This is a genomic window from Streptomyces sp. XH2, from assembly GCF_049725035.1.
Taxonomy (GTDB): Bacteria; Actinomycetota; Actinomycetes; order Streptomycetales; family Streptomycetaceae; genus Streptomyces; species Streptomyces roseoverticillatus.
On the sequence record NZ_JBMMMZ010000011.1, the window covers coordinates 139,699 to 164,326 of the forward strand.

The following is a 24,628-nucleotide window of genomic DNA, read 5'->3' on the forward strand; positions in this document are numbered from 1 at the left end:
CGGCGGGCGGGGCTACGGCGCCCCGCTCACCGGCCCGCGGGCCGGTCGCCGTCCACGGCGTCCAGATACAGCTCCAGCAGGTCGTGCGTGAAGTACGAGCTGTACGAGATGTCCGGGGTGTCACCCCCGGTGTGGTAGCCGCCGATCACGCCGATGACCTCGTACCCGTCCTCCCCGCGGACGAGGAACGGCCCGCCCGACGTGCCGCCGACGTAGCCCGCGCAGGCGATCTCCAGGAAGTCGCCCGGGGCGTTCGGATCGGTGCTGGTGTAGCGGTGCGTGGAGGAGGAGCAGTCCAGCGGCTTGGGGTACTTGGCGTCGCTGCTGCCCGGATAGCCGATCAGCCGCACGTCGCGGTGCGCGAACCCCGGACGGATCCCGAGCCCGAAGCCGCCGACGACGTCCTGCACGCTCTCGCCGTCGTCGCGCTCGCCGAGCCGCAGCACCGTGTAGTCCCAGCGCGCGCCGCGGTCCGTCCCCAGGTCGTAGTAGCGCTGGTCGATGTGGATGTCCTCCACGGGGAAGACGCCGTGGGGCTTCAGGCCGTCGTGGTACTGGGGCACGAACGTCAGCCGCTTCTTGGGGTCCGGCGAGCGCAGGCAGTGGGCCGCGCTCACGGCCAGGTCCCGGTGCGGGCTGCGGACGACCGTGCCGCCGCAGAAGCGCCCGGTGTTGTTCCCGTCGGTCCAGAAGAACGTGCCCACCTGCGGCAGCCCGTCGAACGGACGGCTGGGGGGCACGTCACCGGCGTGCGCCCGGCCCCCCGCCCCTCCCGCGCGCTGCCCGGCCGGCAGGGCGGCCACCATGCGCTCCGGTGTCCAGTAGGCGTCGGCCTCGGCCGCGGCGCGCCGCGGAGGCCCGCCGGCGGCGGCCGCGCCCGTGCCGGACGCGGCGGCGACCAGCAGCCCCGACAGCAGGGCGGCGGCCAGGCCGTGCAGGGTGCGGGGTCTGTGAGGTCTGGGCATGGTCGGATACCTCCTCGTGGCGAGCGTGTCATCGTCCTACGGGCGGGACCGGGGTGAACAGGCCAGGACGCGACAGGATTCACGAGGACGTGGGACCCCCGGAGCGGGCCGGCAAGTGTGCCCCGCTCCGGCGGACTTCGCCCGGCGGACGGGCCCGGCCCGGAGATCCGGCGGAATTCCTGCGGCGGGCTCAGCGCTGTCCTTGCGGGCGAGCGGAGCGCCCGCGGCCCGGAACCGCCCGGTTGTTCACCGCGCCATCAACTCGTGGTTAAGTCCGTCACCGAGATGAAACCCCGGGTGGACTAGTGCTACAGGCCTAGGCCATGACAGGATGCGTCTCGCAGTCGCCTCCGGCTTAACTGGCCGTGAGGTGAGTGGGGGAACGTCGGCCGGTGAGGACGGGAGCAGATGGCAGTGGGGGGCGACAGGGCGGCGGGCGACGAGCGCGGCACGCTCGCGGCGCGGCTCAACTACCTGTTCGCGAACATGCACCCGCCCGGCGCGCCCTACACCAACAGCCACGTCGCCGACGAGATCACCAACGGCGAGGAGTACGGCGAGACCGGTCTCACCGAGCAGTATCTGTCGATGCTGCGCAACGGCCGCCGCGCCAACCCCAGCCCGGACGTGCTGCGCGCCCTGGCCAGGTTCTTCGCGGTGCCCGTCGGCTATCTGATGGGCGACCTCTCGGCCTCGCAGGCCGAGCGCGTGGAGGAGGAGGTCCGCTTCCTCGTCGCCATGCGCGACCAGCGGGTGCGGGCCATCGCCCTGCGCTCGGTCGGCCTGCCCCCGGAGGTGCAGGACAGCCTGACCACCATCATCAGCCAGTTCCGGCAGCAGATGAACCTTCCGTCCGACCCGCCCGACGCGGGTGGTGAGGAGCGCCCGTGACCGTCACGGATGACCGGCTCTTCACGTACTGGCGGCGTACCGAGGACGAGGACGGTGCAGGCATGCGAGTGGGGCGCATACGGCGCCGGTGCAAGCAGCTCATCCACGAGCTCGCACTGCCCGCGTCCACCGACCTGCAGGGCCTGTGCGACGTCGTCGCGCGCCGCGTCGGCCGCCCGATCCGCCTGGTTCCCATGAGCCTCGACGGCGTCGTCTCCGGCATGACCGCCACCACCGACGACGCGTACTGGGTCATCTACGAGCAGAAGACGTCCCCCTGGCACCAGGTCCACATCGTGCTGCACGAGATCGGCCACCTGCTCCTCGGCCACGACCAGGACCCGGCCGTCACCGAGGACGCCCTCAAGGTGTGGACCCCCTCCGTCGACGTGGCGACCGCCATGCGCCGCATGGGCCTGACCATGGGCCTCGCCCGCCACCACTGCTACGACAACCTCACCGAGCGCGAGACCGAGATCCTCGGCACCCTCCTCATGGAGAAGGTCGTGCCCCCGCCGCCCGGCCAGGACGCCCGCCTGGAGGGCGAGGCCGCCGAGCTGGCGGCCTCCCTCGGCCCCGCCCTGCAGCACGTCCGGCGGCGGATCCGGGAGCACGGCGGAGCCGGCGCGAGTGGCGGAGGCGACGTTGTTTGACGCCCTCTACCTGACCTTCAGCGCGATCACCTGGGCCATCGTCGGCTACAAGGCCCGCGCGTGGTTCCGCGACCGCGGCAACGTCGACCTGGGCCTGACCGCCCTGATGACCTCCGGCGTTCCCGTCGTCTTCCTGTTCTCCGCGCCGAGCGTCTACCGCGCCTTCGACCGGCTGACCGGCGTCGCCAACCTGGCCATGGTCTTCCTCTACTCGGCCGTGGTCCTGTTCGCCTCCGGCGCCACGATCCTGCTGCTGCGCTGGACCAGCCGCGGCGACGCCGCCGCCCGCGCGCGGGCCGCCGCGCGCTGCCGGTTCGCCGTGGCCGTCGTGACCGCCGCGTGGGCCGCGGCCGTCGTGTGCTTCGCCGTCGGCCGCCCCGACGCCGTGGAGCACCCCCGCGACTTCAGCACCGCCTACGCCGACGCGCCCGGAGTCGTCGCCTTCCTGGTGCTGTATCTGGCCATCTTCGGCACGAGCCTCGCCGGCCTCGGCGCCCTCTGCCCGCGCTACGCCGCCCAGCTGGGCCCGGGCTGGCTCGCCAAGGGCCTGCGGACGCTCGCCGCGGGCTGCTGGCTCGGACTGTTCTACTGCCTGTGCAAGCTCACCGGCTTCGTGCTGACCTGGATGGGCCACGACGCCTACTGGCTGTCCAACGGCGTCGCCCCGATGAGCGCCTCGGTGGCCGCCCTGCTGGTCCTGCTCGGCTTCTCGCTGCCCGCCGCGGGGCCCCGGGTCGCCGCGTGGCGCCGGCTCCGCCGGCTGCAGCCGCTCTGGCAGGACGTCACCGCCCACGCCCCCGAGGTCACCCTCACCGGGCGCGGCCTGACGGGCCGCTGGCCCTTCGCCGACCTGGAGTGGCGGGCCAACCGGCAGATGGCGGAGATCCGCGACATCCAGCGCGGCATCCGCCGCCACGTCGAGCCCGCCGCCCTGGACATCGCCCGCCGCAAGGCGACCGGCGCCGCGCTCGACGAGCGCCGGCTCGCCGCGGTCGTGGAGGCCACGGCCCTCCGGCGCGGCCTGCAGAACCAGGTCACCGGGCACGTGCCCGCACCGCACGCCGACAGCGTCGTCATCACCGTCAGCGCCGATCCGGCCGAGGAGCACGAGCACCTGGCCCTCGTCGCGGACGTCTACCACGACCCGGTGGTCGACGCGGTCCTCGAAGAACTACGGGAGATGAGCGCGGCACGCCGTTCCTGACGGCGTGCGGCCCATGGACGAGGTGGCCCGGGACGGGGGTCAAGGCCGCCTGCGCCACAGGCCGGCGCCGGGTCCGTCACCACGACGGCCCCGGCGCCGCCCGTGCGCGTCCGCCTCCGGCGGGGGCACCGGCGACGGCACGCCGCGCACCCCGGTACCCCTGCCCCCGGCCTCACACCCGTCCGTCCGCCACCGGGCGGCCGATCTTCTAGAGTCGGTTCCCATGCCGAACCCCGCTCCTTCCGCGCCCTTCGACGTCAGCGCGCTCATCAACGACCCGTACGGCACCTACGCCCGGCTGCGCGAGGCCGGCCCGGTCCACCGCTTCACCGGCCCCGACGGCCGGCCCGCCTGGCTGGTGACCCGCTACGAGGACGTCCGCCGGGCGCTCGCCGACCCGCGGCTGTCCCTGGACAAGCGCAACGCCGCGCCCGGCAACTACGCCGGGCTCAAGCTGCCTCCGGCCCTCGACGCCAACCTGCTCAACATGGACCCCCCGGACCACACCCGCATCCGCCGCCTCGTCGTCAAGGCCTTCACGCCCGGTCGCGTGGACAAGCTCCGCGAGCCGGTGCGCAAGGTCGCCGACGAACTCCTCGACGCGGTCGAGGCCGAAGGCCGCACGGACCTGCTGGCGTCCTACGCGGGCCCCCTGCCCATCACCGTCATATGCGACCTGCTGGGCGTGCCGCAGGACCAGCGGCAGGACTTCCGGTCCTGGACGGACGCGCTGATCACCCCGGACCCGGCGCGGCCGCACCTCGCGAAGGAAGCCATCGGCACCATGATGCGCTTCTTCACCGGCCTCATCGCGAGCAAGCGCGCCACCCCCGGCGACGACCTGCTCTCCGACCTCATCGCGGTCCGCGACGGCGACGGGGGCGAGGGGGCCGACCGGCTCTCGGAGGACGAACTGTCGTCGCTCGCCTTCCTGATCCTCTTCGCGGGCTACGAGAACACCGTCCACCTGATCGCCAACGCCGTGCTGGCGCTGCTGGACCACCCGGTCTTGATGGAGTCTTTGCGAGCGAATCCGGCCGGACTCGCAGCGGCCGTCGAGGAGTTCATGCGGTGGGACGGGCCCGGGCCGCTCGCGATCCGCAGGTTTCCGCTGGAGAACGTGGAGATCGGCGGGGTGACCGTACCGGCGGGGGAGACCGTGCTGCTGTCCATCGCCGCCGCCAATCGTGACCCTCATCACTTTTCCGAGCCGGATCGGCTGGATCTGGACCGTGATCGTTCCGGTCATCTCGCGCTGGGGCACGGGATCCACTACTGCCTCGGAGCCCCACTGGCCAGGATGGAGACGGAAACCGCGCTGGCAGCGCTGCTGGAGCGGTTCCCGGGGCTCGCGCTCGACGTGGCGCGGGAGGAACTGGCGTGGCGGCCCTCGGTGCGGGCGCGTGGCCTGATTTCGCTCCCTGTCCGCTGGTAGCCGGCAAAGCCGAACAGGTTTTTGGTGCATGACCCATCCTTGATGAGGTAGAACTGTCCTCGAGCCCGCCCGGTGTGCATCCCCCGTCGCACCGGGCGGGCCGTCGACTCCCTCAAGGGGATCTCCGGGCGCATCAGCCCGTGGCGGCCGGAAACTTCAGCAGGGCCACCGCCGCCAGCATCTGTATGCTCACCGCCGCCACGGCCTTGTGCGTGGGCAGGTGGTGCTGACCGCGGATCAGCAGCGTGGCGAAGGCGTAGCCGAAGGCCGAGGTGATCCAGGCGGCCGCCCGCACGGGGACGGAGTCCCCGGGCAGGCACGCGTCCAGGGCGAGCCGCGGCAGGTCCGTCGCCCAGAACACCACGACGAACAGCGTGACCGTCGGGCCGAACTTGCCGTTGCCGCCGAGCCGGCGCGCGATGGCCTGCGTGGCGATGCCCAGCAGCAGGCTCGCGAGGACGAGGACCACGTCGGCTATCGCCATGGCCTCCAGGGCGAACGCGGGGCCCACCCGCCACCCCTCCCAGAAGGAGTCCCGGCCCATCGTGCCCAGCACCCCGCAGAGCACGCACAGAAACGCCGCCGCCCCCCACACGCTCCGGTCCCGTGCCTCGTCGAGGATCTCGACCGGGCGGAACCACAGCCCGAAGAAGAGGCGGTGCCAGTACAGCCTGCGGCGTGCGGCAGGTGTGCGTGGGGCGGGAGGTGAGTGCGGGGAGGCAGAAACAGGCATGAATGCAAGTATCACCGCTCGGCGGGGACTCCGGTGCCGGGGTCTGCGTCGGGGTCCGTGCCGGGACCGGCGCCCGGGCCGGTGCTGCCCTCGGCGTCCGGACGGGGATCGGGCACCGAGCCCGCCCCCGCGGCCGGTTCGGTGTCGGGGTCGGCGCCGTGCAGGTACTCCTCGCTGATCTCCCGCGGCCCGAACGGCCACACCTTCTCGTAGCGCGCCCAGAGCAGGAAGGCCACGCAGCCGGCCCCGACCCAGGCCAGTGACCATTCGATGGGGTGCCGTCCGGGGGAATTCCGGTCCGCGTAGCCGTAGATGACGAGCCAGCCGACGAGCGCGACCAGGCTGGGCAGCGGGTAGAGCCACATCCGGTACGGGCGCCGCAGCCCGGGCTGGCGCCGCCGCAGCACCGTGACGGCCGCGATCTGGCCGAGCGCCTGGACGAGCACCATGACCGTCAGCAGCAGCTGGATGAGCGTCGCCAGGTCCGTGTGACGCCCTATCAGGAAGGCGACGCAGCCGATGCCGCCCATGGACAGCAGGCCCAGCACGGGGAAGCGGTGGCGCGGGTGCAGAATGGCGAAGGGCCGGAAGAAGACCTTCTCCCGGGCCGCGTTGTACGGGATCCGGGAGGCCCCGAGCAGCCCCGTGAAGACCGAGGCGAGGGCCGTGACGAGGATCAGCACGGTGACGGCGTCCGCCGCACCCTTGCCCCACGTCGTCTCCATCACCGCGGAGGCGATGGAGGAGGACGCGGAGTTCTCCGGGTCGAGCATGTCCTTCCAGTCGACCACGCCCAGCGTGCCGATCTGCAGCAGCAGGTAGATGGCCATGATGCCGAGGACGGAGTAGATGATGGAGCGCGGGATGTTGCGCCCGGGGTCCTTGATCTCGGCGCCCATGTACGCGGTCGTGTTGTAGCCGCCGTAGTCGTAGATGCCGATGGTCAGGCCCGCCGCGAAGCCGATCCAGAAGTGACTCGACGTCAGCTCGAAGGCGCCCACCGGGTAGGTGAAGGCCAGGTCCGGGCTGAAGTGGGTGTAGGCGGCGACGATCACCAGGACGACGGAGGCGATCATCACGCACCAGAGGGCGGCGGTGATCCGCGCCAGGTTCTCCACCCGCCCCCACAGCGACGCGACGACGAGGGCGATGAGCACCAGGCCCGTCAGGTCGCCCTGCGTCTGCGTCATGCCGGGCCAGAGGTAGGTCAGGTACTGCACGAAGCCGATGACGCCCGTCGACAGGGCCACCGGGAAGTAGAGCATCATCGTCCAGACGAACAGGAACGGCATCAGCTTTCCCGTGCGGTACTGGAAGGCCTGGCGCAGATAGACGTAGCTGCCGCCCGCGCCGGGCAGCGAGGCGCCGAGCTCGGCCCAGATCAGCCCGTCGGCCAGGGCCAGCACGGCGCCCGCGACGAACCCGATGACGGCGTGCGGGCCGCCGAAGGCCGCGACCATCAGGGGGATGGTGACGAAGGGGCCTATGCCGCACATCTGGCTCATGTTGATGGCGGTGGCCTGGAACAGGCCGATCCGGCGCACGAAGCCGACCTGATCCGTCGGCGGTCTTCCCGTACCTGCCATGGCGGTCAGCCCCTTCTCGTGCCGGATGGGGTCCGGCTGACCTGATTATGCGTTCAATGCACTGGTAGCACCGGCGTGTCGGCCCCGTCCACCGTTCCGACACGCCCGGTGGCTGCGGCTGCAAACGGCCGGGTAGGTTCCGTCGGCGACAGGCGCGACGAAAGGGGTGGGAGATGCTTGCAGGACGGGTGGCGGTCGTGGGCGGCTCGATCGCCGGATGCGCGGCCGCGCTGGCCGTGGCGCGCGCGGGCGCCGGCGAGGTGGTGGTCTTCGAGCGGGCGGCCGGAAGGCTTGCGGACCGGGGCGTCGGCCTCGCCGTCCACGAGCGGCGCTACGCCGAGCTGGAGGCGGCCGGGCACCTGGACCCGGGCATACCGTGGGTGCGGCTGACCTCGCGCCCCTGGCTCGTACGGGAGGACGCGCGCCGGGCCGGGCGGCGGGTGGGGGCGCTGCCGTTCGGGTTCCGTTCGTACGACTGGGGGTCGTTGTGGAGCGCGCTGCGGGCCCGCGTCCCCTCCTGCGTCGCCTACGAGCGCGGGAGCGCGGTCGAGCGGGTGCTGCCCGGGCCCGACGGGGCCTTGCTGCGCCTGGCCGGCGGCCGTGAGGAGCGCTTCGACCTCGTCATCGGCGCCGACGGATACCGCTCCGCCGTCCGGGCCGCAACCCGGGACGCGACCGTGCCCGGTTACGCCGGATACCTGGCGTGGCGCGGCATCCTCCCGGAGGAGGAACTGCCCGGCCCGGCCGGCGCGTGGGCCCGGGACGAGGCCGCCACCGTCGCCTTCCCCGGCGGCCACATGATCGTCTACCGCATCCCCGGGCCGGGCGGGACCGGAACCGGCGCCAACTGGGTCTTCTACACCGCGCCCGCCGACCCGGCCCACGCCCTGTCCGTCGACGACGCGGCGGGCCTCCCGCCGAGCCGGGTGCCCGACGCGCTGACGGCCCATCACCGCGCCGTCGTCGAGGAGCACTTCCCGCCGTACTGGCAGGAGGTCGTCCGGCGCACGCCCAAGGACGCCACCTACGTCCAGCCCGTCCTCGACCTGTGCGTGCCGCGCTACGGGGAGGGCCGGCTCGTCCTCCTCGGCGACGCGGCCGCCGTCGCCCGGCCGCACTCCGGCAGCGGCGCCGTGAAGGCCCTGCAGGACGCGACCGTGCTGGAGCGCTGCCTGGCCTCCGCCGGGAGCTGGAAGGAGGCCGTGGCCGCGTACGACGCGGCGCGGACGCCCGCCGGCCGCGCCGTCGTCGACCTGGGCCGCCGCCTGGGCCGCGCCCAGGTGCAGGCCACGCCCGACTGGGCGGCCATGAACCAGGCCGCCCTGGAGGCCTGGTGGAAGCGGGCGTCCGAGGGCGAGGGAAGCTTCGGCGGCCAGGCGCTGGACGTCGGGCGGGAGCCCTGAGGGGGGACCGGCCCGCGGGTTGCACGCCCTGTGCTCCGGGCCGCGCCGCTCCACCCGGCGCAACGGCGCCGAGCCGAAACGCCGGAGTCCGGCGGTGCCGGGCGGACCCCGGGCCGGGCCGCGAGCCTGCCCGGCCGAGCGGGCCCCGGGGCCGCAGGCGCAGTGCGCTCGGCCCGGGGCGCCTGGCACCACACTTGCAAAGGGCTGGCAGCTGCTGAACCTTCGCATTCGCGTCCCCCGGGCGCTAAAGTGACCCGGCCGTGGTGTTCGGGAAGACCGGTGAAGGACCGTCGAGGTCCGAGCCCGGCGCGGCCCTCGCCACTGTGATCGGGGAGTGACCGTCCCGTTCCGCGCGTCGCCCCACGGGCGCGCGGAGCCACTGGCCGCAGCCGGCTGCCGGGAAGGCGGGGACGGGCGCGAACGGACCCGTAAGCCAGGAGACCGGCCACGGCATCTCGCAAATGGTCCACGAGGTGCTGGAGCGTTCAACCCCATGTCCCGACCCACCGATTCTCCCGGCGGCCCCGCGCCCTCCTTCCGCTGGCGCCGCCAGGACACCGTGCGGACCGCCGGCCTGCTGGCCGTCATCGCCGCCCTGCACGTCGTCGCGTTCGGCGTGCTCTACCTGCTCGTCGTCCCCCATCACTACGCCGTCGGCTCCAAGGTCTACGGCGTCGGCCTCGGCATCACCGCCTACACCCTCGGCATGCGGCACGCCTTCGACGCCGACCACATCGCCGCCATCGACAACACCACCCGCAAGCTGATGGCCGACGGCAAGCGCCCGGTCTCCGTCGGCTTCTGGTTCGCGCTCGGCCACTCCAGCGTCGTCGTGCTGCTGACCCTGCTGGTGGCCGGCGGCACGCGGCTGGCCGGCACGCTGATGGACGAGGAGTCCACCACCCACCAGACGCTCGGCATCGTCGGCACGACCGCCTCCGGCGGCTTCCTCTACCTCATCGCCGCGCTCAACCTCGTCGCCCTCGCCGGCATCCTGCGGATCTTCCGCGCGATGCGCGAGGGCCGCTACGACGAGGCCGAGCTGGAGCAGCACCTGGACTCGCGCGGCTTCATGAACCGCGTCCTCGGCCGCTTCACGCGCTCGATCACCCGCCCGGGCCAGATGTACCCGCTGGGCTTCCTCTTCGGCCTCGGCTTCGACACGGCCACCGAGGTCACGCTGATGGTGATGGCGGGCAGCGGCGCCGCCGCGGGCGTGCCCTGGTACGCGATCCTGTGCCTGCCGCTGCTGTTCGCCGCGGGCATGAGCCTCTTCGACACCCTCGACGGCACGTTCATGAACTTCGCCTACCAGTGGGCGTTCTCCAACCCGGTCCGCAAGGTCTACTACAACCTCACCATCACGGGCCTGTCGATCGCCGTCGCCTTCCTCATCGGCACCATCGAACTGGTCGGCGTCCTGCACGAGAAGCTGGGCCTGGAGGACGCGGTGACCGGCTGGATCGCCGGCCTGAACCTCGACAACGTCGGCTTCGTCATCGTCGGCCTGTTCGTGGTGGTGTGGGCGGCCGCCCTCGGCTACTGGCGCTTCGGCACGGTCGACCCGCGCTGGGCCGCCCGCCCGGCGGCCCCGGCCGAGAGCTGACCCGCGCGCCGGCCCGCCGTCAGGCGGCGGCGCGGGCGGACGCCTCCCCGGCCTCCTCCCGCGCCGCCGCCGGCACCAGCTGCGCCTGCCCGGCGAGGATCACCAGCGTGCCCACGGCGACCCCCAGGACACCGCACGTCGCGGCCCACGTGGCCCCCGCCTCCTCCAGGACCGTGCCGGTGACGGCCGACCCCAGTGCCACGCCGGCCGTCATCAGGGTCACCAGCCACGCGAACGCCTCCGTGACGGTGCCCGCCGGCGCGAGCTCGCCCACGAGCACGAACACGACGGTCAGCACGGGTGCGAGGAACAGCCCGGTGAAGAGCATCAGGCAGGCCATGTACGGCGGGGCGGGCAGCAGGCACAGCAGCCCGTACCCGGCCGTCAGACCCAGCATCATCAGCAGCGTCCGGCGCGGCGGCGCCACCCGCCAGCGCCGCACGGCCCCGTAGGCCAGCCCGCCGGTGAGCGCCCCGAGAGCGTTGAGCGAGAGCAGCGCCGGGGCGCCGCCGGGCAGCCGGTGCCCCTCCGCGTAGGAGACGACGAGGACGTTGAGGGTGCCGATGGCGACGCCCACGCCCGTGAGGCCCGTGATCAGGACGACGAAGCCGCGGCTGCGCAACGGCCCCAGCCGGCCGGCGGACCGGGCGGGCGCCTTCCAGGCCCGGGCGGGCGGGGCGGTGGCGACGACGAGCACCCCGGCGACGCCCAGGAGCGCGCCCGCCCACAGCGCCGCCGCGGGCGAGGCGACCGCCACGCCGCCGGCCACCACCAGCGGCCCGCCGACGAAGACCAGCTCCTGGGACGCGGAGTCCAGCGCGTAGGCCGACTCCAGCTTCCCGGGCGCGACGATGTCCGGCCACAGGGCCCGCAGGCACGGCTCCAGCGGGGGAGTGGCCGCGCCCGCGAGCACGACCCCGCCCAGGACGGCCGCGGTGCTGCCGGGCGCGACGGCGACGACGGCGAAGCCCGCGGCCGCCACGAGGGCCGTCGGCAGCAGGACGCGCGGCTGGCCCACCCGGTCCACGAGCCGGCCCAGCAGCGGCCCGCCCACGGCGGAGGCGACCGCGAACGCGCCGACGGCCACGCCCACGAAGCCGTACGACGCGCCCGCCTGACGCAGCGCCAGCGGGACCGCGACGGCGGCCATCGCGCTCGGCAGCCGCCCGACGAGCGTGCCCAGGAGCAGCCTGATCACATGGGGGCCGCGCAGCAGGTCCGCGTAGCTCACGGGGAGACCTCCCCGTCCGCCGAATCCTCCGGCCGCAGGGCCCTGTCCGGTGGCAACGTGCTCGTGGGTGAGGTCACAAGGCGATCGTTATACGTAACACCTGGAGCGTCAAGAAATTTTCGGCAGGCCCGTGCGGGGTCCGGCGGCGACCGCGCGGCGCGGAGGGGCTCACGCCGCACCGGGCGAGCCGCCGGTGGCCGTCGTCGCCACACATGTCGCGCGGGGCATCATGACAGCACGTCAACCACTCGCTACCCTCGGCGCTGACAACGATGTCGGCATCCTGCGTGGCGTCACCCGAGGGGCGTGGACGATGAGATGGACCGGACACCTGCGCTCGCGCACCTGCGCGGCCGCACTCGCACTCGCGGCGGTAGTGGGCGGGATCTCGCTCACCACCCCGGAGCCGGCCGCGGCGGCCGGCGGGCTCACCGGCCTGGTGAACCCCTTCATCGGCACCCAGAACGAGGGGAACACCTTCCCCGGCGCCGCCGTGCCCTTCGGCATGGTGCAGCTCTCCCCCGACACCGGCCACAGCACGGGCTACGACTACAAGCACCACCACATCCGGGGCTTCAGCACCGTGCACCTCTCGGGCGTGGGCTGCCGCATCGGCGGCGACCTGCCCGTGCTGCCCACCACCGGTGACGTGAAGCAGACCGACAACGCCCGCTACGCCGCGGAGTTCAGTCACCGTGACGAGACCGCCCGCCCCGGCTACTACCGGGTCGGCCTCTCCTCCTACGGCGGGATCACCGCCGAGCTCACCGCCGGCCGCCGCACCGGCCACCAGCGCTACACCTTCCCCGCCACGAACAAGGCCAACGTCCTGCTCAACACCGGGCAGTCGCTGCACCGCACCGTCTCCACGACCGTCGAGGTCCTCGACTCCCGGACCGTCCGCTCCGCCATCACCGGCCGCGGCTTCTGCCAGGACACCCGCCCGTACACGGTGTACACGATCACGCGCTTCGACCGGCCCTTCACCGCCTACGGCACCTGGAACGGCGACCAGGTCTCCCAGGGCACCCGGAAGTCCACCTCGACCGGCCGCAACGGCGCCTGGGTGCGCTTCGACACCACCCGCGACCGCACCGTGGAAGCCACCACGGCCCTCAGCTACGTCGACGCGGACGGTGCCGCCGGCAACCTCCGCGCGGAGGACGACGGCTTCGACCGCACCGCCCGCGCCGCGCGCGACGCGTGGGAGCGCCGCCTGGGCGACGTCCGCGTCCAGGGCGGCCCCGAAACGCTGCGCCGCACCTTCTACTCCTCGCTGTACCGCGCCTTCCTGGCACCCAACACCGGCAGCGACGCCGACGGCCGCTACACCGGCTGGGACCAGCGGATCCACCGCGCCCGCGGCTTCACCTACTACCAGAACTGGTCGCTGTGGGACACCTACCGCACCCAGGCACAGCTGCTCGCGCTGCTCGCGCCGGAGGAGTCGCGGGACATGGCGCTGTCGGTGCTGCGAGTGGAGGAGGACGGCGGCTGGCTGCCCAAATGGGGCTACGGCACGGTCGAGACGAACATCATGACCGGCGACCCGGTGACCCCCTTCCTCACCAACGCCTACCAGCACGGGCTGCTCAAGGGCCACGAGGAGGAGGCGTACCGCGCGTTGAAGCGGAACGCCGACGGCGTGCCGCCCAAGGACTCCCCCTACGCGGGCCGCGACGGCAACGACCGGTACGTCAAGGACGGTTACGTCCCCTGCACGCCCTCCAGACCCAAGGACAAGCCCGGCGACTCCGACCTGCACCAGGGCGGATCGGCGACGCTGGAGTACGCGCTGGCCGACGGCATGCTCGCGAAGATGGCCCGCTCGCTCGGCCACCACGCGGACGCCGAGCGCTACGCCGCCCGCTCCCGGAACTACCGCAACGTCTACGACCCGGAGACGGGCTTCTTCCGGGCCCGCGGCGCCGACGGCGCGTTCACGGGCCCGGCCGACCCGGCGAAGAGCATCTGCTTCCACGAGGGCACCGCGTGGCAGTACCAGTGGCTCGTGCCGCAGGACCTGCCGGGGATGGTGGACCTGATCGGCGGCAGGGACCGGGCGAACGCCCGCCTCGACTCCTTCTTCGCCTACGACCGGCTGGTGCGCGACCCCGCGCGCACGGCCCGCGAGGTGTGGGTCCACGGCCCGTACGACTACTACAACGCCGACAAGTACAACCCGCAGAACGAGCCCGACCTGATCGCCCCGTACACGTACCTGTCGACCGGGCAGCCGTGGAAGACGACGGACGTCGTGCACGCCGCGCTCACCCTCTTCACCGACGCGCCCACCGGCATGACCGGCAACGACGACCTGGGCACGATGTCCGCGTGGATGGTGCTCTCCGCCATCGGGGTGTTCCCCGTGCAGCCCGGTGCGGACGTGTGGGGCCTCAGCACGCCGGTGTTCGACCGGGTGGACGCGGACCTCGGCGGCCGCCGGTTCACCGTGACCGCCCCGGGCACCTCGGACCGCGACCGCTACGTGCAGTCGGTGCGGCTCGACGGCGAGCGCTACGGGCGGACGTACCTGACGTCACGGCAGATCACCGGGGGCGGAAGGCTCGACTTCAGGGGCGGCGCCGACCCCTCGGTGTGGGGCACCCGGGCCGCCGCCGCGGCACCCGCCATCGGCTGAACCCTGCCCGCCGGCGCGGGGCGGCGCCTTCCGTCGCCGCCCCGCGCGGTCCATGATGACCGCGATGATCCGCCGTCAGCGCCGACGAGAGGACATGACATGGCCGGGCTCCGGACGGGACAGGGCATTCTGCGCCGCAAACCGATCGAGACGATCGCGGAGGCGGAGGAGACCGAGGCGCACGGCGAGCACCTGACCCGGGCCCTGGGGCTCTGGCAGCTCACGGCGATCGGGGTCGGCGGCATCATCGGCGCGGGCATCTTCAGCCTCGCGGGCACCATCGCCAACGGCGTCGCCGGGCCCGCCGTGCTCGTCTCCTTCCTCATCGCGGGCGTCGCGAGCGCGGCGGCGGCCTTCTCGTACGCGGAGTTCGCCGGCCTGATCCCGCGGGCCGGGTCGGCGTACACCTACGGCTACGCGGTCCTCGGCGAGATCGGCGGCTGGTTCATCGGGTGGGACCTGCTTCTGGAGTACACCGCGATCGTCGCGGTGGTCGCCATCGGCATCTCCGGGTACATCAACTTCCTGCTCGGGGAGACCAACGCCCACCTGCCGGCGTGGATGCTCGGCGCGCCGGGCACCGGCACGGGGCACCGGGTGGACCTGTTCGCGGCGCTGCTGTGCCTGCTGATCGCCTGGCTGCTCAACATGGGCATCAAGAGCGCCGCCCGCTTCGAGACCGTGGTCGTGGTCCTGAAGGTGCTCGTGGTGCTGCTGGTGATCGGCGTCGGCTTCTTCCACATCAACACCGACAACTACACCCCCTTCTTCCCCTTCGGCCTCGGGGGCGCGTTCACGGGCGCGGCCACGGTGTTCTTCGCGGTCTTCGGCTACGACGCGATGTCCACGGCCGCCGAGGAGTCCAAGGACGCGCAGCGCCACATGCCGCGGGCGATCCTGTACTCGCTCGCGATCTCGATGGTGCTGTACGTGCTGGCCTGCCTGGTGCTGACCGGCATGCAGAACTACAAGGACATCGACAAGGCCAGCGGCTTCTCCACCGCCTTCAAATCCGTCGGGCTCGAGGGGATCGCGGACGTCATCGCGGTGGGCGCGATCATCGGCATCCTCACCGTCATGTTCACCTTCATGCTCGGCGTCACCCGCGTCTGGTTCGCGATGAGCCGGGACGGCCTGCTGCCGAAGTGGTTCGCCAAGACCCACCCGACACGGCACGTGCCGACGCGCGTGACCTGGATCGTGGGGGTGGCCTCGGCGGCCATCGCGGGCCTCGTCCCGATCGGGGAGGCGGCGGAGCTGACCAACATCGGCATCCTGCTGGCCTTCGCCGTCGTGTGCACGGCGGTCATCGTGCTGCGCTACCGGCGGCCCGAACTGCCGCGCTCCTTCCGCTGCCCGTGGGTGCCGGTGGTGCCGGGGGTCGGGGTCGCCGCGTCGATCTGGCTGATCACGTATCTCGCGTGGCAGACGTGGGTGCGGTTCGCGGTGTGGTTCGTGATCGGCCTGGTGGTGTACTTCGCGTACTCGTACAAGCACTCGGAGCTCCGGCACGCGGACGCGCGGGGGATCCCGCGGGACTGAGGAGCCGGGGCGGTTCGCCGTCGCCGCTCCGGACGCGTCCTGCTGCCTCGCCGCCGCGGCGGAAGGGATGCGCCTGCGGCACACCACCGCATGACCGCCGCCACGGCGTGCGACCACAGCGGCGAGGGTCCGGCGGACCTGCTACTTCAGCAGCCGGGACAGGCGCCGGTCGGCGAGCGGCTTGCCGCCCGTCTGGCACGTGGGGCAGTACTGCAGCGAGGAGTCGCTGAAGGACACCTCGCGGATGGTGTCGCCGCACACCGGGCACGGCTGCCCGGCGCGGCCGTGCACCCGCAGCCCGCTCTTCTTCTCCGCCTTCAGCTCGGCCGCGGCGTGGCCCCGCGCCCGCTCCACCGCCTCGTGCAGCACGGTGCGCAACGCCCCGTACAGGGCGGCGGTCTCGTCCTCCGTCAGACTCGCGGCGAGCTTGAAGGGGGACATGCGGGCCGCGTGCAGGATCTCGTCCGAGTACGCGTTGCCGATGCCGGCGATCACGCCCTGGTCGCGCAGGACGCCCTTGAGCTGCCGCCGCTCGTCGCGCAGCAGGGCGGCGAAGGCCTTCAGGGTGAAGTCCGGGGACAGGGGGTCGGGGCCCAGGCGCGCGATGCCGGGCACGTCCGCGACGTCGTGCACGCAGTAGGCGGCCAGCCGCTTCTGCGTGCCCGCCTCGGTGAGGTCGAAGCCACCGCCCCCGGCGAGTCGCACGCGCAGCGCGAGCGGGCCCTTGCCGGGGCGCGGGGGTGCCTCCGGCAGGGTGTCCTGCCAGCGCAGCCAGCCGGCGCGGGCCAGGTGGACGACGAGGTGCGGTCCGTCGCCGCCGGTGGCGAGGTCGAGGAACTTGCCGTACCGGCGCACGGCGGTCACCTCCCGGCCCTCCAGGGCCGTGAGCGGCGGGTCGTAGGTCTTGAGGACGCTCACGGCCACGGGCAGCACGCGCTCGACCGTACGGCCGACGAGGTGCCCGGTGAGGAACCCGGCGAGGGCCTCGACCTCCGGCAGCTCAGGCATGGCTCCAGTCTGCCGAAGCGGGGGAACGGGGCAACCGGGGCGCACCCCGGCCGGCCTGCGGCCCCGGCGGCGTTCACCGGCCGGGCGGCTCGGCGGCCTTCTCCCGCGGGGGTGGTGATCGGCCGTGACGGTGCAGCCGGGCGGTGCCGGGCCCCGCTTCGGCCGTCCGGCTCCATGGGAATCTGGTCACGGCACTGTTCCTCCGCCGCCGTGGCGATCAGCCACTACGGCGCGGTCCGGCGGCGCCGGACAAGGCCACTGGCCGTCATACGGCGCACGGCTGTAGGCCGCAGCGGCCTTCTCCCGCGGGGGCGGTGATCGGCTGTGACGGTGCGGTCCGGCGGTGCGGGGCCGGTCGCGCGGTCATCCGGCGGGCGCGTCCCACTCGACGCGGTAGGACGTCAGCCAGTCGTCCGCCCCGTCGGAGCTCGCGGGGGCCCGCCGCTCGCCGGGCGGCGGGGCGGCGGCGATCCGCCCCGCCATGGAGGCACTGAGCGCCACCACCCGCTCCACCCGCTCGCGCCGCAGCCGCTCGTACGCGGCGAAGGCCTCCGCCGGGCCGGGCAGGTCGCGCAGACAGCGGGCGAGGACCACGCTGTCCTCGATGGCCATCGACGCGCCCTGCGCGGCGTTGGGCGCGGTGGCGTGCACGGCGTCGCCCACGAGGACGGCGCGGTCGCTGTGCCAGACGGGGAGCGTGGGGATGTCGTAGGCGTTCACGCCGACGACGGAATCGCCGGTGGCGGCGACGAGCTCGGCCACGGGCGTGTGATCGCCGGCGAACGCCGCGAGGACGCGCTCCCGCCAGCCGGCCGGGCCGATCGCGGCGAGCGCACGGCGGGGCTGCTCGGGGGCGGGGATGTTGGCGAACCAGTACGTGGAGCCGTCGGGCGCGCTCGTGCAGCCGAAGAAGGCGCGCTGCCCGTAGACCATCCGGTACGTGCGGTCCGGGACGGCGCGGCCGGCGTCGTGGGTGCGGCCGCAGACCGTGAGCTGGCCGGTGTGGCGGGGAGGGGGCGCCGCGGGGTCGAGGAGGGTGCGGGTGCGGGAGTGGATGCCGTCGGCGCCGATGAGGACGTCGCCCTCGGCGCGGGTGCCGTCCGCGAAGTACGCCACGACGCCGTCCGGGCCGGTCGTGGCGTCCACGAGCCGCTTGCCGTACGCGACGCGGACGCCCCGGCGGACGGCCTCGTCGCGCAGCGCGCGGTAGAGGGCGGCGCGCTGCAGGGTGCGCGGGCTCAGGCCGTCGTCGCCCGCGCCGGTGAGGGGCCGCGCGCCGAGCCGGGTGCCGGTGGGGCCGAGGAACTCCACGGTGTCCGCGGGGAAGGAGCAGGCGAGGACGGGTTCGTCGGCGCCGACGGCGCGCAGCGCGGCCAGGCCGTTGGCGAAGAGGACGAGGAACGCCCCGAGATGGTCGGCGCCGGTCGGATGCGCCTCGTGGACGGTCGCTTCGATGCCGGCGCGCCGCAGCGCCATCGCGGTGACGGGTCCGGCGATGCCGCCGCCGATGACCAGGGCGTGGGTCATGCCCCGAGCGTAATGGGGGAGGGGGGCGGTGCGTCCAGAGCGCGGGGGGCGCTGCGCGCGGCTCCAGGCCCGGATTTCCGCGGTGCGGGGACCGGCCGGCGGCCGCGCAGGATGCGGATCGTGCGCTGCGCGGCCGGGCCGGACGCGAGCGCGGCGAGGGGCGGGCATCGGCCTGCGGCGGTGCGGGGAGCGGCGGTCTGTCCGCCGTCGCCCGCAAGCGTAGGATCAGCAGCCGTCGCCCGCGGGCACGTTTTCATGCGGCCCGGGCCGCCGCGGGCGGCTCGCCGCCGGGCCGTGGTGAGGCGTGGCGGATCAGCGGCGGTATGTCCGCCGGCACGGCCACGAGCGGCGCCCTGTCCGGGCGCCGGACGGCCCGCCGGCACGTGCGGGCAGCACAGGAACCTCGCGCGGTCGTCCGCCGGCGTCCGCTGGATGCGGGATCAGCCGCCCTCGCCCGCCGGCACCTTCACGCCGCGCGCGCCGGGACGCTGTTACGGGGCGGGGACCTCCGCGCCACGCGGAGGCCGGCTCCCGCCCCCGGCCAAGGCCTCCGCCAGGTACCGCGCCGTCACGCTGCCCGCGGCCGCGGCCACTTCCCGTGGCGTCCCGGACGCCACCACGCGGCCGCCCGCGGCGCCGCCGCCGGGGCCCAGGTCCAGGACGTGGTCCGCGCCCGCGGCGACCGTCATGTCGTGCTCCACCACGACGACCGTGTTGCCGGCGTCGACCAGGCCGTGCAGCTGGCGCATGAGCAGCTCGGTGTCGGCCGGGTGCAGGCCGGTGGTGGGCTCGTCCAGGACGTAGAGGGTGTGGCCGCGGTGGGTGCGCTGGAGCTCCGTGGCGAGTTTGATGCGCTGCGCCTCGCCGCCGGAGAGCTCGGTGGCGGGCTGGCCGAGGCGCAGGTAGCCGAGGCCGACGTCCTGGAGGGTGCGCAGGCCGCGGCGCGCGGCGGGCACGTCGGCGAGGAAGTCCGCGGCGGCGTCGACGGTCATGCCGAGGACCTCGGCGATGTTCGCGCCCCGGTAGGCGATCTCCAGCGTCTGCGGGTTGTAGCGCGCCCCGCCGCACGCGTCGCACGGGGCGTACGAGCCGGGCAGGAAGAGCAGTTCGACGGCGACGAAGCCCTCGCCCTGGCAGGCCTCGCAGCGGCCGGAGGCGACGTTGAAGGAGAACCGGCCCGCGGTGTAGCCGCGCTCGCGGGCGCCGTCCGTGGCGGCGAAGACCTTGCGCACGGCGTCGAAGAGGCCGGTGTACGTGGCGAGGTTGGAGCGCGGCGTGCGGCCGATCGGCTTCTGGTCGACGCGCACCAGGCGGTCGACGGCGGCCAGGCCCTCGGCCGCGAACTCCGGCCCGCGGCCCTCCAGACGGGCGGCGACGGCGTCGGCCAGGACCTGCCCGACGAGCGTGGACTTGCCGGAGCCGGACACGCCGGTGACCGCGGTGAACACGCCGAGCGGGAACTCGGCGTCGAGGCCGCGCAGATTGTGCCGGGTGACGCCGCGCAGCCGCACCGCGCCGGAGGGCTCGCGGGGCGTGCGCGGCGCCGGGGCCTCCTCGGCGAAGACGAAGCGGCGGGTCGTGGATTCCCCGACGTCCGCGAGGCCCTCGACGGGGCCGCTGTAGAGGACCTGCCCGCCGTGCTCCCCGGCCCCCGGGCCGACCTCGACGATCCAGTCGGCCCGGCGCACGACGTCCATGTGGTGCTCGACGAGGAAGAGGGAGTTGCCCGCGGCCTTGAGCCGGTCGAGGACGGTCAGGAGCGCGGCGCTGTCGGCGGGGTGCAGGCCCGCGGAGGGCTCGTCCAGGACGTACACGACGCCGAAGAGGCCCGAGCGCAGCTGCGTCGCGAGCCGCAGCCGCTGCAGCTCGCCCGCGGACAGGGTGGGGGTGGGCCGGTCCGTGGCGAGGTAGCCGAGGCCGAGCTCGGTGAGGACCTCGATGCGGGCGACGAGGTCCCCGGCGAGGGTCGCCGCGGCGCCGTCGCCGCCGAGGGCGGGCCGGAGCGTCTCCGCGAGGGCGGACAGCGGCAGGGCGGCGAGCGCGGCGATGTCCTGCCCCGCGAAGGTGACGGCCAGCGCTTCCGGGCGCAGCCGCCTGCCGTGGCAGGCCGGGCACGCGGCGCTGACCAGGTGCCGCTCGGCACGGGCCCGCAGCGCGGCGCTCTTGGAGTCGGCGACGGTGTGCAGGACGTAGCGGCGGGCGCTCATGTACGTGCCCTGGTAGGGGCGTTGGATGCGCTCGGCGTCGCGTACGGGGTGGACGGTGACGACCGGCTGCTCGTCGGTGAAGAGGATCCACTCGCGGTCGGCCTGTGGGAGCTCACGCCAGGGCCGGTCGACGTCGTGGCCGAGGGCGTCGAGGATGTCCCGGAGGTTCTTGCCCTGCCAGGCGCCGGGCCAGGCGGCGATCGCGCCCTCGCGGATGGACAGCGAGGGGTCGGGGACGAGCGACTCCTCGGTGACCCGGTGCACCAGGCCGAGGCCGTGGCACTCCGGGCAGGCGCCGGCGGCGGTGTTCGGCGAGAACGCGTCGGAGTCGAGGCGCGCGGCGCCCTCGGGGTAGTCGCCCGCGCGGGAGAACAGCATGCGCAGGGAGTTCGACAGCGTGGTGACCGTGCCGACGGAGGAGCGCGAGGTGGGCGCGGAGCGGCGCTGCTCCAGGGCCACGGCCGGCGGCAGCCCGGTGATCTCCTCGACCCGGGGCGCGCCCACCTGGTGGATCAGCCGGCGCGCGTACGGGGCGACGGATTCGAAGTAGCGGCGCTGGGCCTCGGCGTAGACGGTGCCGAAGGCGAGGCTGCTCTTGCCGGAACCGGAGACCCCGGCGAAGACGACGAGCGCGTCGCGCGGGATGTCGACGTCGACGGCCTTGAGGTTGTGCTCGCGGGCACCGCGCACCCGGACGTAGGGGTCGTGCATGGGGGACTCCGGGGGCGCGCGGGCGGGGATCGGTGCCGAGTTTATGTCCCCGCCCGGCGGAATGGGATCATCGCCTCATGCGCCTGACCGAACTCGCCTCCGTGGGACCCTTCTTCGCCCTGCGGACCGGCGAGGCGCCCGCCGGCGCCGCGGAGTACGGGCCGCTGCTCGACGAGCGGACCCTGCGCGCCCGGGTCGAGACCGTAGCGGAGCGGCTGGGCACGGAGGACCGGCGCGTGGCCGCGTCCGTCGCCTACCAGGGCATCGCGGGGCGGCTCCTGTCGGTCGCCCTGGGCTCGGCGGTCCTCACCGGCGACGTCCCCGCCCTCGCCGGCGACCGGCTGCGCTGGCACCCGGCCCGCACCGCGCCGGACGACCTGTGGCTGCCGGAGCCGGCGGCCCTGCCCCGCCCCGCGGACGGCGGGCCCGCGGACCTGATCCGCGACCACGTCCTCCGCGGCCCCCTGGCCGACCTGCACCGCATCACGCGCGACGTCGTCGCGGTCTCCGGCCGCCTCCTGTGGGGCAACGCCGCGTCCTCGCTCGCGGGCTCCCTGCGCGTGCTGCACACCTGGTGCCGCGACCGGGGCCGGCCCGGGGACGCGGCCCGCGCGACCGCCCTCGCCCGCGCCGTCCTCGGCGACCCGCTCCTGCGCGGCACCGGCACCCTCACGGCGGGCGGCCCGCCGCACGCCGAGCCGTCCTTCGTCCGCAGCACCTGCTGCCTCTACTACCGCGTGCTGCCCGGCGGGATGTGCGGGGACTGCGTGCTGCGGCACGCGCCGCCCCGCGTGCGCTGAGGGAACGGGGCGGGCGGCCACTCGCGCGTCGAGAGCACCCCGAGGACGTACGCCTTCGCCACCAGCGCCGTGCGGTTGGGCACGCGCCAGCGCCGGGTGAGCCGGGTCAGGTGGTAGTTGACCCCGTCCACGGTCAGCCCGACCGCCTTGCCGATGGCGGCCGTCGTCGCCCCCGCGGCGGCCAGGGCCAGGATGTGCCCCTCCACCACGCTGACCTCGGCGACCGGCTCCGCCGGCCGGGGGACCGTTTCGGCGGCGGCCCGCACCCGCAGCACCGCGAGCAGCATCGGGCTCGGCGGGAAGCCGTCGCCGACCGGGTCCACGAGCAGCTCGCCCTCCCGCTCGACGCCGCCCGCGCCCGCCAGCCAGCGCACCTCGATCGGGTGACGCGGCCGGCGGCCGAGCCGCAGCGCCTCGATGTGCCGGTCGAGCCGGCCCGGCAGCCGGGGCCGGAACAGCTCGTGCAGGTTCCGGCCGCGCAGCCGGCCCGGGGACGTGCCCCACTCGGCGGCCATGGCCGGGTTCGCGACCGTGACCTCGCCGTCCGGCCGGCAGACCGCGATCGGCGTCGGGATGCGGTCGAGGAGCAGCAGGAAATGATTGCGCCAACTGATGTATTCGTCGCTCACCACGGTATGCCCGGCCCCTCGCTCGTCCCGTGCCCGTCCAAGGGCCTGTCCAGTGCTTGCCCGGCGGGCCGCGCCCGGGAGCGTCGGGCCGCGAACCACTGCACAATCGTGCAGTTCTGTATACGACCGGAATAAGCGACTTGTAGCCGGGCCGGTCACGGCGTCCGAAGGCACCGGCATTCGGCCGGCCCCGTTTGGACCGCTGCCCGGCGGACACCCGGAGAACGCGGACCACCGGAGAACCCACGCAACCGGAACCCAGGAGGCGGTCGTGAACAGCCGACCCCGGATCGTGATCGTCGGAGCCGGATTCGCCGGCTACCAGGCCGCCCGCGAGCTGTCCCGCAGGGCGCGCGGCGCCGCCGAGATCGTGCTCGTCAACCCGCACGACCACTTCCTCTACCTGCCCCTCCTCCCCGAGGTCGCGGCCGGCGTCCTCGAACCGCGCAGGGTGACGGTGTCCCTGACCGGGACGCTGCCGCGCGTGCGGCTGGTCCTCGGACAGGTGGACACGGTCGACCTCGACGGGCGGCGCGTCGGGTACACCGGCCCCGAGGGCGGCCGCGGGTCCCTGCGCTACGACCGGCTCCTGCTGACCGTGGGCAGCGTCAACAAGCTGCTGCCCGTGCCCGGCGTGGCCGAGCGCGCCCACGGCTTCCGCGGCCTTCCCGAGGCCCTCTACCTGCGCGACCACGTCGTGCGCCAGACCGAGCTGGCCGCCTCCGCGGCCTCCGCGGACGAGTGCGCCGCCCGGCTGACCTTCGTGGTCGCCGGCGCGGGCTACACCGGCACCGAAGTGGCCGCGCACGGCGTGCTGTTCACGGACTCCCTCGTACGCCGCAACAGCGCCCTGCGCGCGGCGGGCGCCCGCCCCCGCTGGCTGCTGCTCGACCTGGCCCCGCGCCTCCTCCCCGGGCTGGACGAGCGCCTGTCGCGCACCGCGGACCGCGTGCTCCGCCGCCGCGGCGTGGAGATCCGCACGCGCACCTCCGTCAAGGAGGCCACGCGCGAGGGCGTGCACCTGGACGACGGCGAGTTCGTCCCCACCCGCTCCCTCGTCTGGTGCGTGGGCGTCCGCCCGGACCCGCTGGTCGCGGGCCTCGGCCTGCCCACGGAGCAGGGGCGGCTGTGCGTGGACGAGTACCTGGCCGTGCCCGGCCGGCCGGAGGTCCTCGCCTGCGGCGACGCCGCCGCCGTGCCCGACCTCACGCGGCCGGGCGAGTACACCCCCATGACCGCCCAGCACGCCCAGCGGCAGGGCCGGACCGCCGGCCGCAACATCGCCGCCTCCTTCGGGCGCGGCGAGCGCCGCCCGTACCGCCACCGCGACCTGGGCTTCACCGTCGACCTCGGCGGCGTCCAGGCCGCGGCCGACCCGCTGCACGTCCCGCTGTCCGGGCCTGTGGCCAGTGCCGTCACCCGCGGCTACCACCTGGCGGCCATGCCCGGCAACCGCGTCCGCGTGGCCGCCGACTGGCTCCTGGACGCGGTCCTGCCCCGCCAGGGCGTCCAGCTGGGGCTCGTCCGCGCCGGATCCGTCCCCCTGGACACGGAGAGCCCCGAGGTGGCCCGCACGCCCGACTGGGAGGCATAGGGGGCACGGGGCCTGTCGGCCGCCGTCCGGTCAGTCGCCGTCGTCCAAGCGGAAACCGACCTTCAGGCCCACCTGGTAGTGCCCGATCGCGCCGTCCACGAGATGGCCCCTGATCTGCGTGACCTCGAACCAGTCGAGGTTGCGCAGGGTCTGGGAGGCGCGGGCGAGGCCGTTGCGGACGGCCTGGTCGACGCCGTCCGGGGAGGAGCCGACGATCTCGGTCACGCGGTAGGTGTGGTGCGTCATGGGCGCTGCTCCAGGT

19 protein-coding genes and 1 riboswitch are annotated in these 24,628 nt (G+C 74.2%); of the genes, 10 read left to right on the plus strand and 9 right to left on the minus strand.

The genetic code is table 11. The annotated features are described in order from the left end of the window. Positions 1–26: 26 nt before the first annotated feature. Positions 27–965 carry a trypsin-like serine peptidase gene (locus ACOTKD_RS22960; protein WP_424890879.1) on the minus strand — a complete coding sequence of 313 codons (939 nt, stop codon included), beginning with the start codon at positions 963–965 and terminating at the stop codon, positions 27–29. Positions 966–1,373: 408 nt separating this feature from the next. On the opposite strand from ACOTKD_RS22960, the gene ACOTKD_RS22965 reads away from it, so the two are divergent. From ACOTKD_RS22965 to ACOTKD_RS22980, 4 genes are all read left to right on the plus strand, one after another. Continuing rightward, positions 1,374–1,856 (plus strand): helix-turn-helix domain-containing protein, encoded by a 483-nt coding sequence (locus ACOTKD_RS22965; protein WP_424890880.1) that lies wholly within the window; start codon positions 1,374–1,376, stop codon positions 1,854–1,856. Next, complete coding sequence (locus ACOTKD_RS22970; RefSeq protein WP_424890881.1) at positions 1,853–2,509, plus strand: hypothetical protein; 657 nt, start codon at positions 1,853–1,855, stop codon at positions 2,507–2,509. The genes ACOTKD_RS22965 and ACOTKD_RS22970 overlap by 4 nt, the downstream gene beginning before the upstream one ends. Continuing rightward, positions 2,502–3,713, plus strand: a complete 1,212-nt coding sequence (locus ACOTKD_RS22975) for an MAB_1171c family putative transporter (RefSeq protein ID WP_424891063.1) — start codon at positions 2,502–2,504, stop codon at positions 3,711–3,713. Before ACOTKD_RS22970 ends, ACOTKD_RS22975 begins: the two co-directional genes overlap by 8 nt. 223 nt (positions 3,714–3,936) lie before the next feature. After that, positions 3,937–5,148, plus strand: coding sequence for a cytochrome P450 family protein (locus ACOTKD_RS22980; RefSeq protein ID WP_424890882.1), 1,212 nt, complete (start codon positions 3,937–3,939; stop codon positions 5,146–5,148). A gap of 133 nt (positions 5,149–5,281) precedes the next feature. Here the strand turns inward: ACOTKD_RS22980 and ACOTKD_RS22985 are convergent, their stop codons facing one another. Together ACOTKD_RS22985 and ACOTKD_RS22990 are read right to left on the minus strand one after the other, a co-directional pair. Beyond that, positions 5,282–5,881, minus strand: a complete 600-nt coding sequence (locus ACOTKD_RS22985) for a YIP1 family protein (RefSeq protein WP_424890883.1) — start codon at positions 5,879–5,881, stop codon at positions 5,282–5,284. An 11-nt stretch (positions 5,882–5,892) separates the two neighbouring features. Beyond that, positions 5,893–7,467 carry an APC family permease gene (locus ACOTKD_RS22990; RefSeq protein ID WP_424890884.1) on the minus strand — a complete coding sequence of 525 codons (1,575 nt, stop codon included), beginning with the start codon at positions 7,465–7,467 and terminating at the stop codon, positions 5,893–5,895. A 173-nt stretch (positions 7,468–7,640) separates the two neighbouring features. Here ACOTKD_RS22990 and ACOTKD_RS22995 point away from each other — a divergent pair, with 173 nt between their 5' ends. Further along, positions 7,641–8,870 carry an FAD-dependent monooxygenase gene (locus ACOTKD_RS22995; RefSeq protein WP_424890885.1) on the plus strand — a complete coding sequence of 410 codons (1,230 nt, stop codon included), beginning with the start codon at positions 7,641–7,643 and terminating at the stop codon, positions 8,868–8,870. 244 nt (positions 8,871–9,114) lie between these two features. Continuing rightward, positions 9,115–9,334: riboswitch (cobalamin riboswitch) on the plus strand. Positions 9,335–9,363: 29 nt separating this feature from the next. After that, positions 9,364–10,476, plus strand: coding sequence for a HoxN/HupN/NixA family nickel/cobalt transporter (locus tag ACOTKD_RS23000; protein ID WP_424890886.1), 1,113 nt, complete (start codon positions 9,364–9,366; stop codon positions 10,474–10,476). A 19-nt stretch (positions 10,477–10,495) separates the two neighbouring features. On the opposite strand, the gene ACOTKD_RS23005 is transcribed toward ACOTKD_RS23000, so the two are convergent. Further along, positions 10,496–11,707, minus strand: a complete 1,212-nt coding sequence (locus ACOTKD_RS23005; protein ID WP_424890887.1) for an MFS transporter — start codon at positions 11,705–11,707, stop codon at positions 10,496–10,498. 313 nt (positions 11,708–12,020) lie between these two features. Here ACOTKD_RS23005 and ACOTKD_RS23010 point away from each other — a divergent pair, with 313 nt between their 5' ends. Then, positions 12,021–14,348 carry a GH92 family glycosyl hydrolase gene (locus tag ACOTKD_RS23010; RefSeq protein WP_424890888.1) on the plus strand — a complete coding sequence of 776 codons (2,328 nt, stop codon included), beginning with the start codon at positions 12,021–12,023 and terminating at the stop codon, positions 14,346–14,348. A 99-nt stretch (positions 14,349–14,447) separates the two neighbouring features. Then, positions 14,448–15,890, plus strand: a complete 1,443-nt coding sequence (locus ACOTKD_RS23015) for an amino acid permease (protein ID WP_424890889.1) — start codon at positions 14,448–14,450, stop codon at positions 15,888–15,890. A gap of 141 nt (positions 15,891–16,031) precedes the next feature. Here ACOTKD_RS23015 and ACOTKD_RS23020 read toward each other — a convergent pair whose 3' ends face one another. From ACOTKD_RS23020 to ACOTKD_RS23030, 3 genes are all read right to left on the minus strand, one after another. Next, entirely contained in the window at positions 16,032–16,898 is an 867-nt protein-coding gene (locus ACOTKD_RS23020; RefSeq protein WP_424890890.1) for an Fpg/Nei family DNA glycosylase, read from the minus strand. A gap of 363 nt (positions 16,899–17,261) precedes the next feature. Further along, entirely contained in the window at positions 17,262–18,425 is a 1,164-nt protein-coding gene (locus ACOTKD_RS23025) for an FAD-dependent monooxygenase (RefSeq protein WP_424890891.1), read from the minus strand. A 491-nt stretch (positions 18,426–18,916) separates the two neighbouring features. After that, entirely contained in the window at positions 18,917–21,343 is a 2,427-nt protein-coding gene (locus ACOTKD_RS23030) for an ABC transporter (RefSeq protein ID WP_424890892.1), read from the minus strand. Between the two features lie 77 nt (positions 21,344–21,420). On the opposite strand from ACOTKD_RS23030, the gene ACOTKD_RS23035 reads away from it, so the two are divergent. Continuing rightward, entirely contained in the window at positions 21,421–22,143 is a 723-nt protein-coding gene (locus ACOTKD_RS23035) for a (2Fe-2S)-binding protein (RefSeq protein WP_424890893.1), read from the plus strand. On the opposite strand, the gene ACOTKD_RS23040 is transcribed toward ACOTKD_RS23035, so the two are convergent. Further along, positions 22,074–22,775, minus strand: a complete 702-nt coding sequence (locus ACOTKD_RS23040; RefSeq protein WP_397945296.1) for a PAS domain-containing protein — start codon at positions 22,773–22,775, stop codon at positions 22,074–22,076. The genes ACOTKD_RS23035 and ACOTKD_RS23040 overlap by 70 nt on opposite strands. Before the next feature lie 268 nt (positions 22,776–23,043). On the opposite strand from ACOTKD_RS23040, the gene ACOTKD_RS23045 reads away from it, so the two are divergent. Continuing rightward, a complete protein-coding gene (locus tag ACOTKD_RS23045) occupies positions 23,044–24,366 on the plus strand; it encodes an NAD(P)/FAD-dependent oxidoreductase (protein ID WP_424890894.1) in 1,323 nt (440 codons plus the stop codon). A gap of 30 nt (positions 24,367–24,396) precedes the next feature. On the opposite strand, the gene ACOTKD_RS23050 is transcribed toward ACOTKD_RS23045, so the two are convergent. Continuing rightward, on the minus strand, positions 24,397–24,612 hold the full coding sequence (locus tag ACOTKD_RS23050) for a dodecin (RefSeq protein ID WP_030364930.1): 216 nt from the start codon (positions 24,610–24,612) through the stop codon (positions 24,397–24,399). Positions 24,613–24,628 lie beyond the last annotated feature (16 nt).

Bases quoted from the DNA above. Each gene is read 5' to 3' on its own strand.
- ACOTKD_RS22960 (WP_424890879.1), bottom strand. From the start codon at position 965: ATGCCCAGACCTCACAGACCCCGCACCCTGCACGGCCTGGCCGCCGCC.
- ACOTKD_RS22965 (WP_424890880.1), top strand. From the start codon at position 1,374: ATGGCAGTGGGGGGCGACAGGGCGGCGGGCGACGAGCGCGGCACGCTC.
- ACOTKD_RS22980 (WP_424890882.1), top strand. From the start codon at position 3,937: ATGCCGAACCCCGCTCCTTCCGCGCCCTTCGACGTCAGCGCGCTCATC.
- ACOTKD_RS22985 (WP_424890883.1), bottom strand. From the start codon at position 5,881: ATGCCTGTTTCTGCCTCCCCGCACTCACCTCCCGCCCCACGCACACCT.
- ACOTKD_RS22990 (WP_424890884.1), bottom strand. From the start codon at position 7,467: ATGGCAGGTACGGGAAGACCGCCGACGGATCAGGTCGGCTTCGTGCGC.
- ACOTKD_RS22995 (WP_424890885.1), top strand. From the start codon at position 7,641: ATGCTTGCAGGACGGGTGGCGGTCGTGGGCGGCTCGATCGCCGGATGC.
- ACOTKD_RS23000 (WP_424890886.1), top strand. From the start codon at position 9,364: ATGTCCCGACCCACCGATTCTCCCGGCGGCCCCGCGCCCTCCTTCCGC.
- ACOTKD_RS23010 (WP_424890888.1), top strand. From the start codon at position 12,021: ATGAGATGGACCGGACACCTGCGCTCGCGCACCTGCGCGGCCGCACTC.
- ACOTKD_RS23015 (WP_424890889.1), top strand. From the start codon at position 14,448: ATGGCCGGGCTCCGGACGGGACAGGGCATTCTGCGCCGCAAACCGATC.
- ACOTKD_RS23020 (WP_424890890.1), bottom strand. From the start codon at position 16,898: ATGCCTGAGCTGCCGGAGGTCGAGGCCCTCGCCGGGTTCCTCACCGGG.
- ACOTKD_RS23025 (WP_424890891.1), bottom strand. From the start codon at position 18,425: ATGACCCACGCCCTGGTCATCGGCGGCGGCATCGCCGGACCCGTCACC.
- ACOTKD_RS23030 (WP_424890892.1), bottom strand. From the start codon at position 21,343: ATGCACGACCCCTACGTCCGGGTGCGCGGTGCCCGCGAGCACAACCTC.
- ACOTKD_RS23035 (WP_424890893.1), top strand. From the start codon at position 21,421: ATGCGCCTGACCGAACTCGCCTCCGTGGGACCCTTCTTCGCCCTGCGG.
- ACOTKD_RS23050 (WP_030364930.1), bottom strand. From the start codon at position 24,612: ATGACGCACCACACCTACCGCGTGACCGAGATCGTCGGCTCCTCCCCG.